This is a genomic window from Burkholderia sp. MSMB0856, assembly GCF_001524645.2.
Taxonomy (GTDB): Bacteria; Pseudomonadota; Gammaproteobacteria; order Burkholderiales; family Burkholderiaceae; genus Burkholderia; species Burkholderia diffusa.
The window spans coordinates 2,123,449-2,143,156 of sequence record NZ_CP013428.1 but is presented as its reverse complement, the minus strand read 5'-3'; the positions used below and the strand labels follow the sequence as shown (position 1 = coordinate 2,143,156).

The 19,708-nt window shown below is 66.5% G+C and carries 16 protein-coding genes; 7 read left to right on the top strand and 9 right to left on the bottom strand.

Going from position 1 to position 19,708, the window contains the following annotated elements; translation table 11 throughout:
• Positions 1-18 precede the first annotated feature (18 nt).
• Positions 19-1,443, top strand: a complete 1,425-nt coding sequence (locus WS87_RS27180; RefSeq protein WP_059818531.1) for a DHA2 family efflux MFS transporter permease subunit — start codon at positions 19-21, stop codon at positions 1,441-1,443.
• Between the two features lie 255 nt (positions 1,444-1,698).
• Here WS87_RS27180 and WS87_RS27175 read toward each other — a convergent pair whose 3' ends face one another.
• From WS87_RS27175 to WS87_RS27165, 3 genes are all read right to left on the bottom strand, one after another.
• Positions 1,699-2,442 carry a 2OG-Fe(II) oxygenase gene (locus WS87_RS27175; protein ID WP_059818532.1) on the bottom strand — a complete coding sequence of 248 codons (744 nt, stop codon included), beginning with the start codon at positions 2,440-2,442 and terminating at the stop codon, positions 1,699-1,701.
• Positions 2,443-2,724: 282 nt separating this feature from the next.
• The gene (locus tag WS87_RS27170) at positions 2,725-4,317 is read right to left on the bottom strand and encodes an inorganic phosphate transporter (protein ID WP_059818533.1); all 1,593 of its coding nucleotides are present in this window, start codon (positions 4,315-4,317) and stop codon (positions 2,725-2,727) included.
• Positions 4,318-4,539: 222 nt separating this feature from the next.
• Complete coding sequence (locus tag WS87_RS27165; protein ID WP_059818534.1) at positions 4,540-5,448, bottom strand: LysR family transcriptional regulator; 909 nt, start codon at positions 5,446-5,448, stop codon at positions 4,540-4,542.
• Between the two features lie 127 nt (positions 5,449-5,575).
• Here WS87_RS27165 and metE point away from each other — a divergent pair, with 127 nt between their 5' ends.
• The gene (gene metE, locus WS87_RS27160; RefSeq protein ID WP_059818535.1) at positions 5,576-7,870 is read left to right on the top strand and encodes a 5-methyltetrahydropteroyltriglutamate--homocysteine S-methyltransferase; all 2,295 of its coding nucleotides are present in this window, start codon (positions 5,576-5,578) and stop codon (positions 7,868-7,870) included.
• Positions 7,871-8,021: 151 nt separating this feature from the next.
• Here the strand turns inward: metE and WS87_RS27155 are convergent, their stop codons facing one another.
• Both WS87_RS27155 and speB read right to left on the bottom strand, forming a co-directional pair.
• A complete protein-coding gene (locus tag WS87_RS27155; RefSeq protein ID WP_059464556.1) occupies positions 8,022-9,347 on the bottom strand; it encodes an MFS transporter in 1,326 nt (441 codons plus the stop codon).
• Positions 9,348-9,400: 53 nt separating this feature from the next.
• The gene (gene speB, locus WS87_RS27150; protein WP_059464555.1) at positions 9,401-10,357 is read right to left on the bottom strand and encodes an agmatinase; all 957 of its coding nucleotides are present in this window, start codon (positions 10,355-10,357) and stop codon (positions 9,401-9,403) included.
• A gap of 139 nt (positions 10,358-10,496) precedes the next feature.
• Between speB and WS87_RS27145 the strand changes: the two genes are divergently transcribed.
• Positions 10,497-11,408 (top strand): LysR family transcriptional regulator, encoded by a 912-nt coding sequence (locus WS87_RS27145; protein ID WP_059532632.1) that lies wholly within the window; start codon positions 10,497-10,499, stop codon positions 11,406-11,408.
• A gap of 73 nt (positions 11,409-11,481) precedes the next feature.
• On the opposite strand, the gene WS87_RS27140 is transcribed toward WS87_RS27145, so the two are convergent.
• On the bottom strand, positions 11,482-11,946 hold the full coding sequence (locus tag WS87_RS27140; protein WP_044848788.1) for an Lrp/AsnC family transcriptional regulator: 465 nt from the start codon (positions 11,944-11,946) through the stop codon (positions 11,482-11,484).
• Between the two features lie 134 nt (positions 11,947-12,080).
• Between WS87_RS27140 and WS87_RS27135 the strand changes: the two genes are divergently transcribed.
• The 3 genes from WS87_RS27135 to WS87_RS27125 all read left to right on the top strand — a co-directional run bounded on the left by WS87_RS27135 (position 12,081) and on the right by WS87_RS27125 (position 16,303).
• Positions 12,081-12,704 carry a LysE family translocator gene (locus tag WS87_RS27135; RefSeq protein ID WP_059691636.1) on the top strand — a complete coding sequence of 208 codons (624 nt, stop codon included), beginning with the start codon at positions 12,081-12,083 and terminating at the stop codon, positions 12,702-12,704.
• Between the two features lie 259 nt (positions 12,705-12,963).
• Positions 12,964-14,553: a S53 family peptidase gene (locus tag WS87_RS27130; protein WP_059818536.1), complete on the top strand. Its 1,590-nt coding sequence runs from the start codon at positions 12,964-12,966 to the stop codon at positions 14,551-14,553.
• Between the two features lie 73 nt (positions 14,554-14,626).
• On the top strand, positions 14,627-16,303 hold the full coding sequence (locus tag WS87_RS27125; RefSeq protein WP_059818537.1) for a S10 family peptidase: 1,677 nt from the start codon (positions 14,627-14,629) through the stop codon (positions 16,301-16,303).
• 78 nt (positions 16,304-16,381) lie between these two features.
• On the opposite strand, the gene nadE is transcribed toward WS87_RS27125, so the two are convergent.
• The 3 genes from nadE to WS87_RS27110 form a co-directional block, all read right to left on the bottom strand.
• Complete coding sequence (gene nadE / locus WS87_RS27120) at positions 16,382-17,230, bottom strand: ammonia-dependent NAD(+) synthetase (RefSeq protein ID WP_059532621.1); 849 nt, start codon at positions 17,228-17,230, stop codon at positions 16,382-16,384.
• A gap of 225 nt (positions 17,231-17,455) precedes the next feature.
• Positions 17,456-18,325 (bottom strand): DMT family transporter, encoded by an 870-nt coding sequence (locus tag WS87_RS27115; protein WP_059818538.1) that lies wholly within the window; start codon positions 18,323-18,325, stop codon positions 17,456-17,458.
• Between the two features lie 187 nt (positions 18,326-18,512).
• A complete protein-coding gene (locus WS87_RS27110; protein ID WP_006752380.1) occupies positions 18,513-18,698 on the bottom strand; it encodes a hypothetical protein in 186 nt (61 codons plus the stop codon).
• A gap of 205 nt (positions 18,699-18,903) precedes the next feature.
• Here WS87_RS27110 and WS87_RS27100 point away from each other — a divergent pair, with 205 nt between their 5' ends.
• The gene (locus WS87_RS27100) at positions 18,904-19,662 is read left to right on the top strand and encodes a DeoR/GlpR family DNA-binding transcription regulator (RefSeq protein ID WP_059532616.1); all 759 of its coding nucleotides are present in this window, start codon (positions 18,904-18,906) and stop codon (positions 19,660-19,662) included.
• Positions 19,663-19,708: the final 46 nt, after the last annotated feature.

Genomic DNA, 19,708 nt, shown 5'->3' with positions numbered 1-19,708 from the left:
CCGTTTCCCGCACCGTTCATGACTGACAGCCCTGCACAAAGTGGTCGGACGACCGACTTCTTGCCATATCTGGTCGCTGCAACGTTCTTCATGGAGTATCTCGACACGACCGTGATCGCGACCGCGCTGCCGCAGATGGCGCGCTCGTTCGGCGTCGGGCCGAACGCGCTGAGCCTCGGGATGACCGCCTATATGCTAGCGCTCGCGGTGTTCATCCCGATCAGCGGTTGGATCGCAGATCGTTATGGCTCGCGCACGGTGTTTGCCACCGCCATCTTCGTCTTTACCGGCGCGTCGGTGCTGTGCGGGCTGTCCGAGGGTGTGATGACGTTCACGGCCGCGCGTCTGCTGCAGGGTGTCGGCGGAGCGATGATGGTGCCGGTTGGACGGATGATCGTCGTTCGCAGCACCGAGAAGGCTAAGCTGATGCGCGCAATCGCGACGATCACGTGGCCAGGCATTGTCGCGCCGGTCGTCGGGCCGCCCATTGGTGGCTTCATCACGACCTACGCGTCATGGCGATGGATCTTCCTGCTGAATGTCCCGTTCGGCGTTGTTGCGCTCGTCTGTACCTGGCTGATTGTCCGGAACACGCGTGCCGACGAGCACCGACCGCTCGACTGGGTCGGCTTCGTGCTGGCAGGCGCTGCGCTGACCTGTCTGCTGATCGGTACCGAAGCAGCTGGCCAGCAGGACGTCGACTTCACGCGGGCGGGTATTCTTGTGGGCGCGAGCGTGCTGTTCGGCATCGCCGCGTGGATGCACGCGCAACGCTGTGCGCATCCGCTGCTCGATTTCACGACGCTGAAGGTGCCGACATTTTCGGTGACGGTGATCACCGGCTCCATCACGCGGATGGCGATCAATGCCGTGCCGTATCTGCTGCCGCTGCTGTTCCAGATCGGCTTCGGGTTGTCGCCGTTCCAGTCCGGCCTGCTGCTGCTCGCCAGCGCGCTCGGCAATCTCGGAATGAAGGCGGGAACGTCGTGGATCCTCGATCGATTCGGTTTCCGGCGCGTTGCGCTCGTCGACGTGACGATCGTCGGTCTCTTCACGATCTCGTGTGGCTGGCTGACGGCGTCGACGCCGCTGGCGATCACGCTGTTCGTCGTATTCGTCTACGGGCTCACGCGGTCGATGCAGTTCACGACGCTCGCGACGCTGGCGTATGCGGATATCCCGGCTCGACAGACGAGCGCGGCCAGCACGCTGTGGAGTGCTGCACAGCAGATGACGATCGGGATGGGGATTGCATTTGGTGCGTTGTCGCTGCGGCTCGCGGCGTTGGTGCGTGGCGACGCGGCCGGCGTGCATTACGTGCTCGACGACTTTCGCTGGGCGTTCGTTGCGGCGGGCGTGCTCGCGCTGCTGACGTTGCCCGGCTATGCGCGGCTGGCTTCCAATGCTGGCGATCGCCTGCGGGCAAATGCGGCTCGTGGGTAAGCAGGACTTCTCATTGCATTGGCGTCGCGACGGGTGAGGGCTTCAGTTTTTTGTCGCTCACTTGAAACGTCGATCCGTCATGGCGACGATCGTCTGCAGGACAGTGTGCCCGTCGCCCGTCACCATTGGTGATGCGCGGACCATGCGGCGGCGGCACGGCGCAACGATCCTCGCGCAACGATGTGCAGGGCTTGTTGCGCAAACTCACCCGCATGCCGAATGGCGCGACAACATCGCGTTGCACCCCGCAGGCCGTCATTGCGCGTCATGGAAGATGATGCCGACCGTGTGGCGGTGGCCGCTTCGGATTCTGCTCACGCCATGGCGCAAGTTGACGCGGTAGACGCCGCGCGTTCCCTGCACGGGCCTGCCGTGGACGGCGAAGATCACCGCGTCGCCTTGTATCAGCGGCACCACTTCCGCGCGTGACTGCATGCGTGGTCGCTGTTCCGTCAGCACGAACTCGCCGCCCGTGAAATCCCGACCAGGTACCGACAGCAGGATAGCGACCTGAAGCGGAAAGACATGCTCGCCGTACAGGTCCTGATGAAGGCAGTTGTAGTCGTCGGGACCGTATTGCAGGATCAGCGGCGTCGGTCGTGTCTGTCCCGCCGCGTGGCAGCGATCGAGGAATGTCCGGTGCTCTTTCGGATAGCGGACGTCAATCCCGAGCGCCTGGTTCCAGCGATTGGCGATCGGCGCGAGATGCGGGTAGAGCGTCGCGCGCAGCTCGTCGACGACCGCGGGCAGCGGGTACGCGAAGTACTTGTATTCGCCGCGCCCGAAGCCGTGCCGTGCCATCACGACGCGCGAACGATAGAGCGCATCCCGCGGATAGAGCGAGGCGAGCGCATCGCACTCGCTCGCGGAGATCAGGCCCGGTACTCGCGCACATCCGTAGCGATCGAGCTCGATATCGACGGTCGGCCAGTCGATTGCATCGACGCGTTGCGCGATGTCCGGCGATTCGACGGCAGGTTGCAGATTGGCGATATTCACGGGCGTACCTCGGTTCGTCAGCGTTGTGGCGCCGTACGATCGCGTGGAATATTCACAAGCGTCGCGTGCACGGTCGAAGCCACGATGAAAGTTGATGAACCCAGTCTAGCGGCGTCCGTGTGCCGGCGCGCTCCAGATCTTGCTCTCCAATCCGGAAAGGCGGAAAAGGCAAGGACGTGGCACGGCCCCATCGAATGCCGAGAAGTGTCGAAGCGGAGAAGGGACGGAGATATTTTCCACGGCAGGCGACCGGCTTTCACCGGCCGCGTCCCGTTTACCCGATCAAGCCACTGACCGGAACAACCAGTAGAGCCCGCCTGCCAGCACGATTGACGCGGGCAGCGTCAGCACCCACGCGAGAACGAGGCTGCGCACGGTGCTCCACTGCAACCCGGATCCGTTCGCGGCCATCGTGCCCGCGACGCCCGACGACAGCACGTGCGTCGTCGACACGGGCAGCCCGTACACGTCGGCGGCGCCGATCGTCAGCATCGCGACGAGTTCGGCCGACGCGCCCTGCCCATACGTCAAATGCTGCTTGCCGATCTTCTCGCCGACGGTCACGACGATCCGCTTCCAGCCGACCATCGTGCCCAGGCCCAGTGCGATCGCGACGGCGACTTTCACCCACGTCGGAATGAACTTGGTCGCGTGGTCGAGTTGCTTGCGATAGTTGTCGATTGCGAGCTTGTCGTCGGCGGCGAGCGCGGGCTGCCCCGACTTCTCGATCAGGCGAATTGCTTCGGACACCAGATACATCGTGTTGCGCACGTTGTCGACGTCGCGTTGCGGCACCGCCGCCATCGACCCCGACACGCCGACCGCGGTCGCGAGCGACGTGGACAGCTGTTGCACTGCAGGCAGCACGGCGGGCGTCAGTTCACGATGCTGCACGTAGTGCTCGACGTCGGCGCGTGGGTTCGCGGACGGCGCGACGCCGTTCGTGTACTTCCCGAACGTCGCGGCAGCCTGGTTCGCGACGGCGACGAAGGTCTGCGATTCGGCCGGCGTGACGGCCTTGTTCAGCGCATACGCGGTCGGCACCGTACCGATCAGGATCAGCATGATGAGGCCCATCCCTTTCTGCCCGTCGTTCGATCCGTGCGCGAACGACACACCCGTGCAGGTCAGGATCAGCAGGCACCGAATCCAGAACGGCGGCGGTTGATCCCTCTGTGGCTCCTTGTACAGCTCGGGAACCCGCACGAGCGCTTTCAGCACGAGCAGCAGCAGTGACGCGCACAGGAAGCCGACGATCGGCGAAAACAGCAGCGACTTGCCGACACCGAGCGCCTGGCCCCAGTCGACGCCGCTCGTGCCGGATGGTCCGTGCATCAACTGGTTCATCAGGCCGACGCCGATGATCGACCCGATCAGCGTATGCGAGCTCGACGACGGTAGCCCGAAATACCAGGTCGCGAGGTTCCACATGATCGCGGCGATCAGCAGCGCGAACACCATCGCGAAGCCGGCGCCGCTACCGACCTGCAGGATCAGTTCGACCGGCAGCAACTGCAGGATGCCGAACGCGACGGCGCCGCTCGAGACCATCACGCCGAGGAAGTTCCACATGCCGGACCAGATCACCGCGACGTTGGGCGTCAGCGAGTGGGTATAGATCACGGTGGCCACCGCATTCGCGGTGTCGTGGAAGCCGTTGACGAATTCGAAGCCGAGCGCGATCAGCAGCGCGGCGCCGAGCATCAGGTACGGGAACAGCGACCCTTCGCGGACCGGCGACAGATCGGCGATCAGGTGCGTGGCGATATAGGCGGCGCCGAACGCGAGCACCAGCAGGAACACGGCATAGCCGACCTGCCTGGTGCGTGCGACTGAACCCGAATTGTTCGGTGCGGACGAAGCAGGATGATTCATGACGGCATCTCGTAAGGGAACCGCGTCCGATCCTAGCTTTAGCTAGCAGTCAGTTTGATGACAGTACGGATGACGAATCATGGTCTTACGGATGTGTAAGGGGAAGGCGCTGTGACGTCGTGACGCAACTTGCCGTGCAAGGCTCGCGTCGTCGTCCATATAGTGAACACCAGCCTGCGCACCGACATGCGGCCGCCGGAAGTGCGCGGCGTGCGAGCGCGGCTAGCGCAGCATGCGTGGCGCGCTCCATGTCGATTCGCGCGCCAGCGCGACGAATGCGGCCAGATAGTCGATCGACGCATCCGCCTCGCGGATGCCGAGGAAGATCTGTTTCGCAATGCCCCTCTTGCCGAGCTTGACAGGCACGACCGGCATCCGGTCCGCGTATTCATCGGCAAGCCACCTCGGCAGCGCGGCCACGCCGCGCCCGCTCGCCACCATCTGCAGCATGATGTCGGTCGTCTCGATCGACTTGTGGCGTCTCGGCACGATGCCGGCCGGCGTCAGGAACTGGTTGTAGATGTCGAGCCGGTCGGTCTCGACCGGGTAGGTGATCAGGACCTCGTCGGTCAGCTGCTCGGGCGTCACGTAGTCGGCGTTCGCGAACCGATGCGCGTCCGCGACCACCAGCACCTGCTCGTAATCGAACACGGGATCGAAGCGCAGCCCCGGCTTGTTCAGCGGATCGGGCGTCACGAGCACGTCGATGTCATGGCCGAACAGCGCGCCGATGCCGCCGAACTGGAAGCGCTGCTTCACGTCGACGTCGACGTCCGGCCAGCGCGACAGATACGGCGACACGACCTTCAGCAGCCACTGGTAGCACGGATGGCATTCCATCCCGATGCGCAGCGTGCCGCGCTCGCCCTTCGCGTACTGCTTCATCCGCTCCTCGGCGAGTTCGAACTGCGGCAGCAGCCGGTTCGCCAGCTTCAGCAGATACTGCCCGCCTTGCGTGAGCCGCAGGCCGCGTCCTTCCCGGTCCCAGATCGGCGTGCCGAGCTGCTGCTCGATTTTACGGACGGTATGGCTGAGCGCCGATTGCGTGAGATGCAGCGCATTGGCGGCCGCGGTCAGCGAGCCCTGGCGCTCGACTTCGCGGATCACGACGAGATGGAATCGTTCCAGCATGGAGATCGTTCACCCAGCAGATACATGAACAGATTTAATGGATGAATGAAATAATGCCATTTTATTTCATGGGGTGAAATCCCTATGATGGCTGCCGGATCTTCAATTTCTTCTGGATGGCAGCTTCATGGTTACGACACACAACCTCGGTTTTCCGCGCATCGGCGCGAAGCGCGAACTCAAGTTCGGTCTCGAACGCTACTGGAAGGGTGAATCGACGCGCGACGAACTGAAGGCACTCGGCGCCGAACTTCGCCAACGCCACTGGAACGACCAGCGCGACCTCGATCTCGTACCGATCGGCGATTTCGCGTTCTACGATCAGGTGCTCGACATGAGCTTCACGCTCGGCAACCTGCCGAAACGCGTGCAGGACTTCCATGGCGATGCGCTCGACAACTATTTCCGCGTCGCGCGCGGCCGTTCGGCGCAGTCGGCGGAAGAACACGCGGCATGCTACGGCGGTGTCGCGGCCGGTGAAATGACGAAGTGGTTCGACACGAACTATCACTACATCGTGCCGGAGTTCCACGCGGACACGAACTTCTCGCTCGATCCGTCGCGCCTGCTCCAGCAACTGGCGGAAGCGCAGGCGCAGGGCGTCGCCGCGAAGCCGGTGATTCTCGGCCCCGTCACGTATCTGTGGCTCGGCAAGGCGAAGGACGATTCCGATCGCCTCGCGCTGCTGCCGAAGTTGCTGCCGGTATATGGCGCGCTGCTCGACACGCTGACCGCGCAGGGTGTCGAATGGGTGCAGATCGACGAACCGATCCTCGTCACCGAGCTCGACGCCGAATGGCGCATGGCGCTGCGCACCGCGTACGACGCGCTCGAGACGCGCCGCATCAAGCTGCTGCTCGCGACGTACTTCGGACAGCTCAAGGAAAACCTGACGCTTGCGGTCTCGCTGCCGGTCGACGGCCTGCATATCGATGCGATCAACGCCCGCGACGAAATCGATGCACTCGTGCGCGAACTGCCGGCCGACCGCGTGCTGTCGGTGGGCGCGATCAACGGCCGCAACATCTGGAAGACGGACCTGAACGCGACGCTCGACTGGCTCGAACCGCTCGCGAAGCGACTGGGCGATCGCCTGTGGCTCGCACCGTCGTGCTCGCTGTTGCATGTGCCGGTCGATCTCGCGAACGAGGAGAAGCTCGACGCGGAGATCCGTGCATGGCTCGCGTTTGCGCTGCAGAAGCTCGACGAACTGAAGGTGCTCGCGACCGCGCTGAACGAAGGCCGCGACAAGGTGGCCGACGCGCTCGCCGCGAACGCCGCCGCGATCGAAGCACGCCGTCGCTCGCCGCGCGTGAACAACCCGGCGGTGAAGGCCGCGATCGCGCGCATCGACGCGCAGCTCGGCAATCGCGCGAGCCCGTACACGCAGCGCGCGCCGAAACAGTCCGCGCGCCTGAACCTGCCGGCGTTCCCGACGACGACGATCGGCTCGTTTCCCCAGACCGCCGAGATTCGCCTGGCGCGCAGCCAGTTCAAGGCCGGCGCGCTGGATGAAGCCGGTTACCGCGAGGCGATGCAGGCGGAAATCGCGCGCAGCGTGCGCGAGCAGGAGTCGCTCGAGCTCGACGTGCTGGTGCATGGCGAAGCCGAACGCAACGACATGGTCGAATACTTCGGCGAGCAGCTCGACGGCTACGCATTCAGTCAATTCGGCTGGGTGCAGTCGTACGGTTCGCGCTGCGTGAAGCCGCCGATCCTGTTCGGCGACATCAGCCGCCCGAAGGCGATGACAGTCGAATGGATCGCGTATGCGCAGTCGCTGACGAACAAGCCGATGAAGGGCATGCTGACCGGTCCGGTGACGATCCTGAATTGGTCGTTCGTGCGCGACGACCAGCCGCGTTCGGTGTCGTGCTACCAGCTCGCGCTCGCGATCCGCGACGAAGTGCTCGATCTCGAGAAGGCCGGCGTGCGCGTGATCCAGATCGACGAGGCCGCGCTGCGCGAAGGGCTGCCGCTGCGTCGCGCGCAATGGGACGAGTACCTGGAATGGGCGGTCGAGTCGTTCCGCATCACCGCGAACGGCGTGCAGGACGATACGCAGATCCATACGCACATGTGCTATTCGGAGTTCAACGACATCATCGCGTCGATCGCCGACATGGACGCGGACGTGATCACGATCGAAACGTCGCGGTCGGACATGGAGCTGCTCGACGCGTTCGACAGCTTCAGGTATCCGAACGAGATCGGGCCCGGCGTGTACGACATCCACTCACCGAACATCCCGACGCAAGATCATATCGTCGGCCTGATGAGGAAGGCGGCCGAGCGGATTCCGGCGGAACGCCTGTGGGTGAACCCGGACTGCGGGCTGAAGACGCGCCAGTGGGCGGAAGTGATTCCGGCGCTGACGAACATGGTCGCCGCCGCGAAGACGCTGCGCAGCCAGGTGCGATAACGCGCGAACGCTGGGCGAATGTCGTCGCGATCGACGATCGGACAGCGGAAACGGCGGCCCGCTTTTCGCGATGAGTGTTTGGGGACGTTGCGGCGTACCGCGGTACGCCCATGCAAACGGGCAGGCGATGTCGCCTGCCCGTTGCGTGGGGTTACGCGGTGCGTGCGCCGCGCGGCAACGCTTCGTCCGCCTTGCCGGGCGCGCCGGCATCGTCGATGCTGACGCGGCGCGAGATCAGCCACACGCACACCGACGACAGCACGGCGGCGCTCGTGTACTGAATCGCGAGCGGCCACCATTGCGGCGCGGTGTTCTGTGCGATCAGCGTGGCGACGAGCGGCGTGAGGCCGCCGGCGATCGCACCGCACACCTGGTACGCGATCGAGATCGCCGTGTAGCGGATGCGCGCGATGAAGATGCCGCTGACGAAACCCGCGACCACCGAGTAGTAGCCCGACTCCGCGAGCGTCGCGAGGCCGACGCCGACCGTGATCGACAGCGGCGTGCCCATATGCACGAGCGGCAGCATCACGAACGGCACGATCGCGGCCCAGGCGCCGGTGATCAGCAACACGCGCGTCGTGCCGAAGCGCTGCGCGATGAACGCGGCGGCGAGCTGCACGACGAACTGCAGCACGGCGACGATCGTCATGCAATGCAGCACCATCGACCGGTCGAGCGACAGGAACTGCGTCGCGTAGCTGATCATGAAGATATTGCTGAAATACACGCCGGCGATCCCGTACACGTTCGCGCCGATCGCGAGCAGCAGCAGCGGCCAGTACTTGAGCGCCTCGCGCACCGGGTTCTGCGCGGTGTTGCCGCTCTTCCTGACTTCCTCGAACTCGGGCGACTCGGACACGCTCGCGCGGATCACGAAGCCGACCGCCAGCAGCACGGCGCTCGCGAGGAACGGCACGCGCCAGCCCCAGCTCATCATGTCGTCCTTCGACAGCGTGCTGATCGCGCCGAACGCGAGCATCGACAGGATCAGGCCGCTTGCGCTGCCAAGCTGCGCGAACGACGCGAAGAACGTGCGCTTGCCTTCGGGCGCATGCTCGCCGGCGAGCAGCACCGCGCCGCCCCATTCGCCGCCGACCGCGATGCCTTGCAGCACGCGCATCAGAACCAGCAGGATCGGTGCGATCACGCCGGCCTGCGCATGGGTCGGCAGCAGGCCGATCGCGACCGTCGACACGGCCATCAGCATCAGCGTCGCGAGCAGCGAGCGCTTGCGGCCGAAGCGGTCGCCGAGATAGCCGAACATCACGCCGCCGAGCGGCCGCGCGAAGAAGCCGACCGCGAACGAGCCGAACGACGCGAGCAGGCTGACGAAACGGCTTTCGCCGGGAAAGAACAGCGGGCCGAACACGATGGCGGCGGCGGTCGCGTAGCTATAGAAGTCGTACCATTCGATCGTGGTGCCGACGAATGAAGCGAGCGCCGCCCGCTTCGGTTGCTTGATGGCAGTCCCCATCTGTTATGTGCTCCTCTGGAATCCTCTGATTTGGAATAGGCCGTGCGCCGGGATCAGTCGCGGTACGCGACGCCGGGCAGCACGCACAGCAACTCGTAGGCGAGGTTCGCGCCGAGCAGGGCCGTGGTGCCGAACGGGTCGTACGGCGGCGCGACTTCGACGAGATCGCAACCGACGATGTTCAGCCCCTTCGCGCCGCGGATGATCTCGAGCGCCTGCGGCACCGTGAGGCCCGCGATTTCCGGCGTGCCGGTGCCCGGCGCGTAGGCCGGATCGATGCCGTCGATGTCGAAGCTGATGTAGACGGGCGTGTCGCCGATGCGCGCGCGCACTTCTTCCATCAGCGGGGCGAGCGACTTGTTCCAGCATTCCTCGGCCTGGACCACGCGAAAGCCCTGCTCGCGGCACCAGTCGAAATCCTCGGCTGCGTAGCCGGTGCCGCGCAGGCCGATCTGCGTGACCTTGTCGCCGTGCAGCAGGCCTTCTTCGACCGCGCGGCGGAACGGCGTGCCGTGCGCGATCTTTTCGCCCATCATCGTATCGTTCACGTCGGCGTGTGCATCGACGTGGATCAATGCAACCTTGCCGTGCTTGCGGTGGATCGCGCGCAGGATCGGCAGCGCGATCGTGTGGTCGCCGCCGAGCGTGATCGGCTTGCAGTCGTGCGCGAGAATCGCGTCGTACGCGGTCTCGATGCGCGCGATGGAGTCGTGCAGGTTGTACGGGTTGATCGCGACGTCGCCGATGTCGGCGATCTGCAGCGAATCGAACGGCGCGGCGCGCGTGGCCATGTTGTACGGGCGCAGCAGCACCGATTCCGTGCGGATCTGGCGCGGGCCGAAGCGTGCGCCGGTGCGATTGGAGGTGCCGAGGTCGAACGGCACGCCGACGAAACACGCGTCGAGGCCGGCGGCGCTCGCCACGTGCGGCAGGCGCATCATCGTCGCGATGCCGCCGCTGCGCGGCATTTCATTGCCGCCGAGCGGCTGGAAATGGGTGTGATCGTTCATGGGTTTGTCTCTTCCGATGTGGGGTTGCCGTATCATTCGACGCGGCCTGGCGCATAGTTTTACGCGTCCGACCGGAAAGAAGAATGCGAAGATATCGACGTAAACATCGATTTTCATCGATGTATGGAAGGGGAATAGCGTGCTGGGGAATCTGTCGACCCTCGATCTGCGGTTGATCCGCGTGTTTCTCGCGGTCACGGACGCGGGCGGCGTGTCGGCCGCGCAGGCGATGCTGAACGTCGGCCAGTCGACGATCAGCGCGCAACTGTCGTCGCTCGAGACGCGGCTCGGCTACCGGCTCTGCGAGCGCGGCCGCAGCGGCTTCCGGCTCACGCCGAAGGGCGAGCGGTTCCACGCGATGAGCCGCAAGCTGCTCGCCGCGCTCGACGAATTCGGGATGGCCGCGCGGCACATGGACCGCCAACTCGTCGGTACGCTGAATATCGGCCTGATCGGCCATACGCCGGTCAGCCAGAACGCGCGGATCGCGGAGGCGATCGCCGCGTTCCGCACACGCGACCAGGCCGTGCGCTTCTCGATCTCGGTGCGCGCGCCGGGCGATCTCGAGGAAAAACTGCTGAGCGGCGAGATCCAGATCGCGGTCGGCTACTTCTGGCATCGCGTGCCGACGCTGCACTACACGCCGCTGTTCGTCGAGCGGCAGGTCGCATACTGCGGCCGCGGCCATCCGCTGTTCGAACGCGCCGGCGCGCTGACGCCAGCCGACGTCGCGGGATTCGAATGGGCCTGGCGCTCGTATCCGCTGCCGGAGGCGCAGATGTCGACCACGCCCGATCGCGTGACCGCGACCGCCGACAACATGGAGGCGGTCGCGCTGCTGATCCTGTCAGGCCATCACCTCGGCTATCTGCCGCAGCACTTCGCGGCGCCGTATGTCGCGCAAGGGCTCCTCGCGCCGCTCAGCCCGGATCGGCTGCATTACGAGGTCACGTTCCATATGGTCGTGGCGCGCGACGGGCGCGGCGATCCGCTCGTCGAAGCGTTTCTCGAGGATCTCGAGCGCGCGCACCAGTCGCCCGACGTCGTGTGAACCCGCGTGCGGCCGGGCAACGCCGGCACTGTGGACGAATGTCACGCCGGAGCGGGCCGGGCCGCGGCCTGCATCATGGCACCGGCAACCCCGCGTCATGCTTCACCTCCCGTAGCGACAGCGCCGATTCGATCGACGTGACGCCCGGCAGCATCCGCAGCGAGTCGCGCAGGAACGTGCCGTAGTCGTCGAGATCGCGCGCGACCACCTGCAGCAGGTAGTCGGCTGTGCCCGCGACGTTGTGGCACGCGAGGATCCGCTCGATGCCGAGCACTTCCCGTTCGAACCGGTCGGCGACCTTGCGGTCGTGCGTCGCGAACCGCACGAGCACGAACGCGACGACGCCGAAGCCGAGCGCCTGGCGTGACAGCTGCGCGCGGTAGCGCTCGATGTAGCCGTCGTTTTCGAGACGTTTCAGGCGCCGCGCGCACGGCGTTTCGGACAGGCCGACGGAATCGGCGAGGCGCGCGATCGGCAGGCGGCCGTCGCGCTGCACCGCGGCGAGAATCGCGCGATCGGTTTTGTCGAGTTCGGTCATGTTGGCGGAATCCGTGTCTGGATTCCATGATTGTGGCGGATTCCGCTATGGATCGCCAATCCTGAGCCAAAGATGGCCAATAATCCCTCCACCTCCAGCGGCAACATATCGTCATTGAAGGACGGGGGCAGACCATGATTTCCACGCATTTGCTGTTGATTTATCTCGCCGCGCTGGCGGCCATCTACGCGGTGCCCGGGCCCGACATGGCGCTCGTGCTGCAGACCAGCATCGGCCGCGGCGTGCGCCCGGGCATGGCGGCGGCGGCCGGCCTTTCCCTGTCACGCACCGCGCACGTGACACTCTCCGCGTGCGGCGTCGCGGCGCTGATCCGCAGCGCGCCGTGGCTGTACGAAGCGATCCGTTACGGCGGCGCACTTTATCTCGCGTACGTCGCGATCCAGGTGTTCCGCTCGCCGGTGTTCGCACTCGGCGACGGCGACGAGGCGGCCCCGGACGAACTGCGGCAGTCGTTCTTCAAGGGGCTGCTGACGAACCTGCTGAATCCGAAGGCGCTGCTGTTCTGCTCGGTGCTGCTGCCGCAGTTCGTGCGGCCCGAGGCCGGGCCCGTCGTGTGGCAGATGTTCGAGCTCGGCGCGCTGCTGGTCGCGGCCGGCGTGTGCTTCGACCTCGCATGCGTGTTCGGCGCGTCGCGCATCGCGGCGTGGATGCGCGCGCATCCGCTCGCGCAGACGGTCCAGCGCTGGACGTTTTCCGCTGCGCTGATCGGGTTCGCGTTGCGGCTGTCGATGGATTGAGCCGCATCGTCGTATCGCTGCCGTGCGGGTCGACGGGCCGCGCGGCAGCGATGCGACGATCGACGGAGGCCGCGTGCAATGCCGGCCTTCGTGCCCATGCCCCGCCGCAGAAGGGCGTGCGCGCAAATCGTCTGACTGATCTAAACTCCCTTTAACTTCGCGCATTCGCGAACCGACTGACCGAACGGAACCGACTTCCGCCGGCTATGTCCGATTTCCTGGCTGTTCCGTGCAACGCGGTACCAAGGAGGGTCAGAACATGGCAAGGCATCTTCACGCCGACCGTGAACCCCGAATCGTCCCCGAGTCCAAGTGCCTCGGCCCGTGCGATCCGGCAGAACGCATCCACGTCACGATCATGTTGCGGCGGCAGGAAGAAGGGCAACTCGATACGTTGGTCCACCAGCTCGCCACCGGCGACGCACAGGCGAAACCGCTGTCGCGCGAAGCCTTCGCGCAGCGTTTCTCCGCCCATTCCGACGACATCCGCAAGACCGAGGACTTCGCGCGTCGTCACCAGTTGACGGTCGATCGCGTCGACCCGGTCGAAAGCGTCGTCGTGCTGTCGGGCACGATCCAGCAGTTCGAAGCGGCATTCGGTGTGAAGCTCGAGCGTTTCGAGCATCGTTCGATCGGTCAGTACCGCGGCCGCTCGGGCCCGATCGCGCTGCCGGACGAACTCGGCGACGCCGTCACGGCCGTGCTCGGCCTCGACAGCCGCCCGCAGGCGCGGCCGCACTTCCGGCTGCGTCCGCCGTTCAGGCCGGCGCGCGGCGCCACGAGCGTCACGTTCACGCCGGTCCAGCTCGCGTCGCTGTACGGTTTTCCGGCCGGCGACGGCGCCGGGCAGTGCATCGCGATCGTCGAACTCGGCGGCGGCTATCGCGCGGCCGATATCCAGCAGTATTTCCGCGGGCTCGGCATCGACACGCCGCCGACGCTCGTCGACGTCAACGTCGGCACCGGCCGCAACGCGCCGACCGGCGACGCGAACGGCCCGGACGGTGAAGTCGCGCTCGACATCGAGATCGCCGGTGCGATCGCGCCGGCCGCGAAGATCGCGGTCTATTTCGCGCCGAACAGCGACGCGGGCTTCATCCAGGCCGTCAACGCGGCCGTCACCGACAAGACCAACAGACCGTCGGTGATTTCGATCAGTTGGGGCGGGCCGGAAGCGATCTGGCAGGCGCAGTCGGCGCAGGCGTTCAACCGTGTGTTGCAGGCGGCCGCCGCGCAGGGCATCACCGTGTGCGCGGCGTCGGGCGACAGCGGCTCGGGCGACGGGTTGCAGGACGGCACCGATCACGTCGACTTCCCCGCATCGAGCCCGTACGTGCTCGGCTGCGGCGGCACGCAGCTCGATGCGCTGCCCGGACAGGGCATCCGCGGCGAGGTCACGTGGAACGACGAGGCGTCCGGTGGCGGCGCGGGCGGCGGCGGCGTCAGCACGCTGTTCGACCTGCCGGCATGGCAGCAAGGATTGAAGGTTGCGCTCGCCGACGGCAGCAGCGTGCCGCTCGCGAAGCGCGGCGTGCCGGACGTCGCCGGTGATGCATCGCCGCAGACGGGCTACGAGGTGTCGATCGCGGGCACGCCCGCGGTGATGGGCGGCACGAGCGCGGTCGCGCCGTTGTGGGCCGCGCTGATCGCACGGATCAACGCGGCGGCGGGCGCATCGGCTGGCTGGATCAATCCGGCGCTGTACAAGAATCCGGGCGCGCTGCGCGACATCACCAAAGGCTCGAACGGCACCTATGCAGCGGCGTCCGGCTGGGATGCGTGCACGGGCCTCGGCAGCCCCGACGGCGCGAAACTCGCGGCAATCCTCGCGCGCAAGCCGTCGAGCTGACACGCCGGCACAGGCCTTTTTACGCGACGCGGGTTTCCTGCCCGCGTCTTTTTTCACCTCCAGGAGCAGCACGATGGGCATCGATTCCGCATCCTCCGGCGGCGTGTATCCGCTGCATCACGGCGACCACAATTCGCATGGCGTGCCGCCGACCATCAATCCGGTCGCGCTGAGCCACGGCCGCGACCAGCCGTTCTTCGATCCGGTCGCGTACGGCAACGGCCCCGACGACTCGGTCACCGACACGACCGAAGCGGCCGCGATCACGCACCATACGATCCTGATCGACGGCAAGCGCATCGCGTACACGGCGACGGCCGGCCATCTCGTGACGGTCGACCCGAGCAGTTCGCTGCCGGCCGCGAAGATCTTCTACGTCGCGTTCACGGCCGACGGCGCGAAGGAGGAAACGCGGCCCGTCACGTTCTTCTACAACGGCGGGCCGGGGTCGTCGTCGGTGTTCGTGCTGCTCGGCTCGTTCGCGCCGAAGCGCATCAAGACCTCGATGCCGGGATTCACGCCGCCCGCGCCGTACCAGATGGAAGACAATCCGGACAGCATGATCGACCACAGCGACCTGGTGTTCATCAACCCGGTCGGCACCGGCTATTCGGCGGCCGTCGCGCCGAACAAGAACCGCAATTTCTGGGGCGTCGACCAGGATGCGAATTCGCTGAAGCAGTTCATCAAGCGCTACCTGACGAAGAACAACCGCTGGAATTCGCCGAAATACCTGTTCGGCGAGTCGTACGGCACCGCGCGCAGCTGCGTGCTTGCGTACAAGCTGCACGAGGACGGCGTCGACCTGAACGGCGTCACGCTGCAGTCGTCGATCCTCGACTACCGGCAGGCCGGCAACCCGGTCGGCGCGCTGCCGACCGCCGCGGCGGACGCGTGGTATCACAAGAAGCTCGGCGTCACGCCCGCGCCGACCGATCTCGGCACGTTCGTCGAGGAAGTCGCGCAGTTCGCGCGTACCGATTACCTGACCGCACTGCGCAACGTGCCGCATGCCGATCCGGCCGCCGTGCGGAGGCTGTCGGGCTACACGGGCATCGACACAGCGACGCTGCAGACCTGGGGGCTCGACATCGCGGGCTACGACGCGCGTGGCAATTCGCTGTTCCTGACGACGCTGCTGCACGCGCAGGGGCTGGCGCTCGGGTCGTACGACGGCCGCGTGACCGGGATCTCGTCGGGCATCGCCGGCAAGATCGATCCGAACTCGGGCGGCAACGATCCGACGATGACGGCCGTGACCGGCGTCTACACGGCGATGTGGAACAGCTACCTGAACGAGCAGTTGAAGTTCACGTCGAATTCCGCGTTCACGGACCTGAACGACCAGGCGTTCCAGAACTGGGACTTCAGCCACATCGATCCGACCGGCGCGCAGCAGGGTATCGATGCGAAGGGGAACGTGATCCTCTATACGGCCGGCGATCTCGCCGCGGTGATGGCGCTGAACGTCGACCTGAAGGTGCTGTCGGCGAACGGCCTCTACGATTTCGTCACGCCGTTCTACCAGACCGTGATCGACCTCCAGCAGATGCCGCTCGAGGATCAGAAGGTGCGGCAGAACCTGTCCGCGCGCTTTTATCCGTCGGGGCACATGGTGTATCTCGACGGCGGTTCGCGCACCGCGCTCAAGCGCGATCTCGCGACGATGTACGACGCGACGGTCAGCGATACGGGCGCGCGGATGCGGATTCGCGCACTGCAGGCGAAGAAGACGGGCGGGCACGCGTAGCGTCGCCCGTCGTGCATGTGCCGCGCGTAACCGCGAGGTTCGCGCGGCACGGCATGGTGCGGCGGCGACGGGGCCGGCTTACGCGGCCGGCCAGTCGAACGGCGTGTACGGCAGCGCGCGCTTGTGGCGCGAGCCGTCGTAGAAGCGCAGGACCGTTTCGTACACGCTGTCGGCCACGGGTTTGCCTTCGAGGAAATCGTCGATCTCGTCGTAGGTAACGCCATACGCGTGCTCGTCGGGGCGCAGCGGACGCAGTTCCTCGAGGTCGGCCGTCGGCACCTTCATCACGATCAGTTCGTCGCCGCCCAGCGCGCGGGCGACCGCACGCACGCGGCGCTTGCTCAGGCCGGCGAGCGGCAGTACGTCCGCGCCGCCGTCGCCGAACTTCGTGAAGAAACCCATCAGCGATTCGGCCGCGTGGTCGGTGCCGATCACGATGCCGCGCCGCGCGCCGGCGACCGCGTACTGCGCGATCATGCGCTCGCGTGCCTTGATGTTGCCGTGCACGAAGTCCTGCTGTGCCGGGTTTTCGAACGCGTGGCCGGAGGCGACGAGCGACGCGAGCATCGCGTCGGCCGCCGGCTTCACGTCGACCGTGAACGTCTCGTCCGCGCGCACGAACGCGAGCGCGCGCTGTGCATCGGCTTCGTCGTTCTGCACGCCGTTCGGCAAGCGCATCGCGATGAAGCGGGCGTCGTAGCCGTCGGCGCGCAGCCGTTCGACCGCCAGTTGCGCGAGCCGCCCGGCCGTCGACGAATCGACGCCGCCGCTGATGCCGAGCACGTAGGTCCGCAAGCCGGTCGAACGAAGGTACTGCGCGAGGAAGTCGACGCGGCGGGCGATTTCGGCATCGACGTCGAATTGCGGGGCGACGTTCAGTTCGGCAATGATCGCGCGTTGGCGGCTGGCGTAATCGGCGGATGTCATGGAGGGTGGTTCCGGAACGAAATGCAAGGCGCTCATCATAAGCGCAATCGCTGCCCGGCGCCGCGCCGGGCATGCGATCCGGCGGCCGCGCGTTGCATCGGCGAGACGCGCTGCATCGTCATGGGGCAGCGCGCGGGGCGGCGGGCTCCGGCGTGCACGCGGATGCCTCGTTTCGATGCATGAAAGGGGCGCGGTGAGGAGGCTCTCTGCTTCCGCTCGCCCGCGTCAGCGCCGCGCGAGCACGACGCCCACCAGCGCGAGCCCGAAGCCGGCGAGCTGGACGGCCGCGAGCGTTTCGCCGAACAGCAAGTAGCCCTGCAGCGCGGCGAGCGGCGGCGCGAGGAACAGCAACGACGTCGCGCGCGCGGCGTTGCCGCGCCGCAGCATCCACATCAGCATCGTGACCGCGCCGCCGGACAGGAACACGATGCCCCACACGAGCGAGATCCACAGCGCCGGCGAGCCGATCCAGCGCGTTTCGTGCAGCAGCACGACGAAGATCGCCGCGACGATCGCCGCGCCCAGGTTCTGCACGGCGACGGCCGTGCGCAGGTCGTTCTGCGCGAGCTTGCCCTTCTGATACAGCGAACCGGCGGTGATCGAGCCGACCGACAGGATCGACACGGCCACGACGAACCACGCGGGCGCGGCGCCCGGCAGCGGCGCGACGCCGCCCGCCACTTTCGGCGCGAGCACGAGCGCGACGCCGGCGAGGCCGAGCGCCATCCCGAGCCAGCCGCGCGCGGGCAGGCGCTCATTGAACAGCGGCACCGCGAGCACGGCGGTGGCGAGCGGCTGCAGCGCGCCGAGCAACGCCATCACGCCCGCATTCAGTCCCTGCGCGACGGCCCAGTAGCTGGCGCCGAGATAGACGCCTTGCAGCAGCGCGCCCGCGATCAGGTGGCGCAGCCATTCGCGGCGGGCCGGCCACGGCGCGCGCGCGGCGAGCGCCACCGCGCCGAACAGCACGGCAGTGCCGGCGAAACGCGCGAGCAGGAACAGGTTCGGATCGGCGTACGGCTTGATTGCCCGGGCGACGATGAAGCCGGTGGACCACAGCGCGACGAAAGTCGCGGCGACGAGCGAGTTAAACATGCATGGCGGGCCGCGATACGGCCGGACGAATCGTGAAGTCGGCCAGTATCGGCGGAACCGGAGCCGCCGTCTTGTCGGATTCTGCATTCGCCTGTGGCGCGAGCGCGGCGGCCATTCCGTTACCGGCCGGCCAGATGAAGGTGCTGCGGCGTGAAAGCGCGCCGTGGCGCGCGGAAAGGACGGAGGATCAGTCGAGCGAGAACGTGTCGAGCGGCTGGTTTGCGCGAGCGTCGGTCGCGAAGCGCGCGGCGAGCTGTTCGTACAGCCGGCGCGCCTCGTCGAGCGTCAGGTCGATCCAGTACGGATCGCCCGCGCCGTCGTTGAGTCGTTCTGGCGAAAACTGGATTTCGAGCACACTGCCTTTGCGATACATTGCGCAAGCCCCTTGATGGTCTGTCGTTCGGCGAAACGCAGAGTGTAGCAACCGCTTGCCGTGCCGATTCGCGCGCATCGGGCAATACAGAATTTCGCTTTCGTGAAACGCGCCGACCGCCAGCCGCGCCGCCGTCAAATGGCGGTCAAACGGCCGTAATACAATGGTCGGCTTACCCATTACCAGTCGCCTCGGGCGCATTGCGATGCTGGCGGAACAACGTCATCAATACATTCTGTCGGAGCTCGGACGATCGGGCGCGCTGTCGGTCGCCGAACTCGTGCGCTCGCTCGACGTATCGCGCGAGACGATCCGGCGCGACCTGAATGCGCTCGCGGCGCGCGGCCTGCTCGTGATGACGCACGGCGGCGCGCTGGCGGCGGACCGCCGCGAGCCGAGCCTGTCCGAGCGTGAAGCGGCGAACGCCGAAGCGAAGCGCACGATCGGGCGACGCGCGGCCGAATTCGTACCCGACGACGCATCGGTGCTGATCGACTCGGGCAGCACGCCGCATGCGGTCGCGCTCGCGCTGGCCGACCGGCACCGGCTGTCGATCTACACGAACGACTGGCGCACGGCATTCGTGCTCGCGCGGCGCAACGGCAATCGCGTGACGCTGCTCGGCGGCGAACTGTCCGACGACGAGGACGCGACGTTCGGGCTCGATACGATCCAGCAGCTCGCGCAATACCATGTCGATTTCGCGTTCGTCGGCGCGGGCGGCATCACGTCGGACGGCGACTGCACCGACTATTCGCGGCTCGCCGCCGAAGTGCGCAGCCGGATGATCGCGGCGGCCGGCACGGCGATCATCGTCGCCGACCATTCGAAGTTCGGCCGCGTGACGCCAGTGCGGATCAACGGCACATCGGCCGCGCGCTACCTCGTCACCGAGCGCGCGCCGGACAAGGCCGTGCGCCGCGCGCTGACCGCACGCGGCATCGAGCTGCTCGTGTGCGACTGACGCGGGTGCGACATACAAGGTTCATCGAACCGTCATCGCGCGGGAA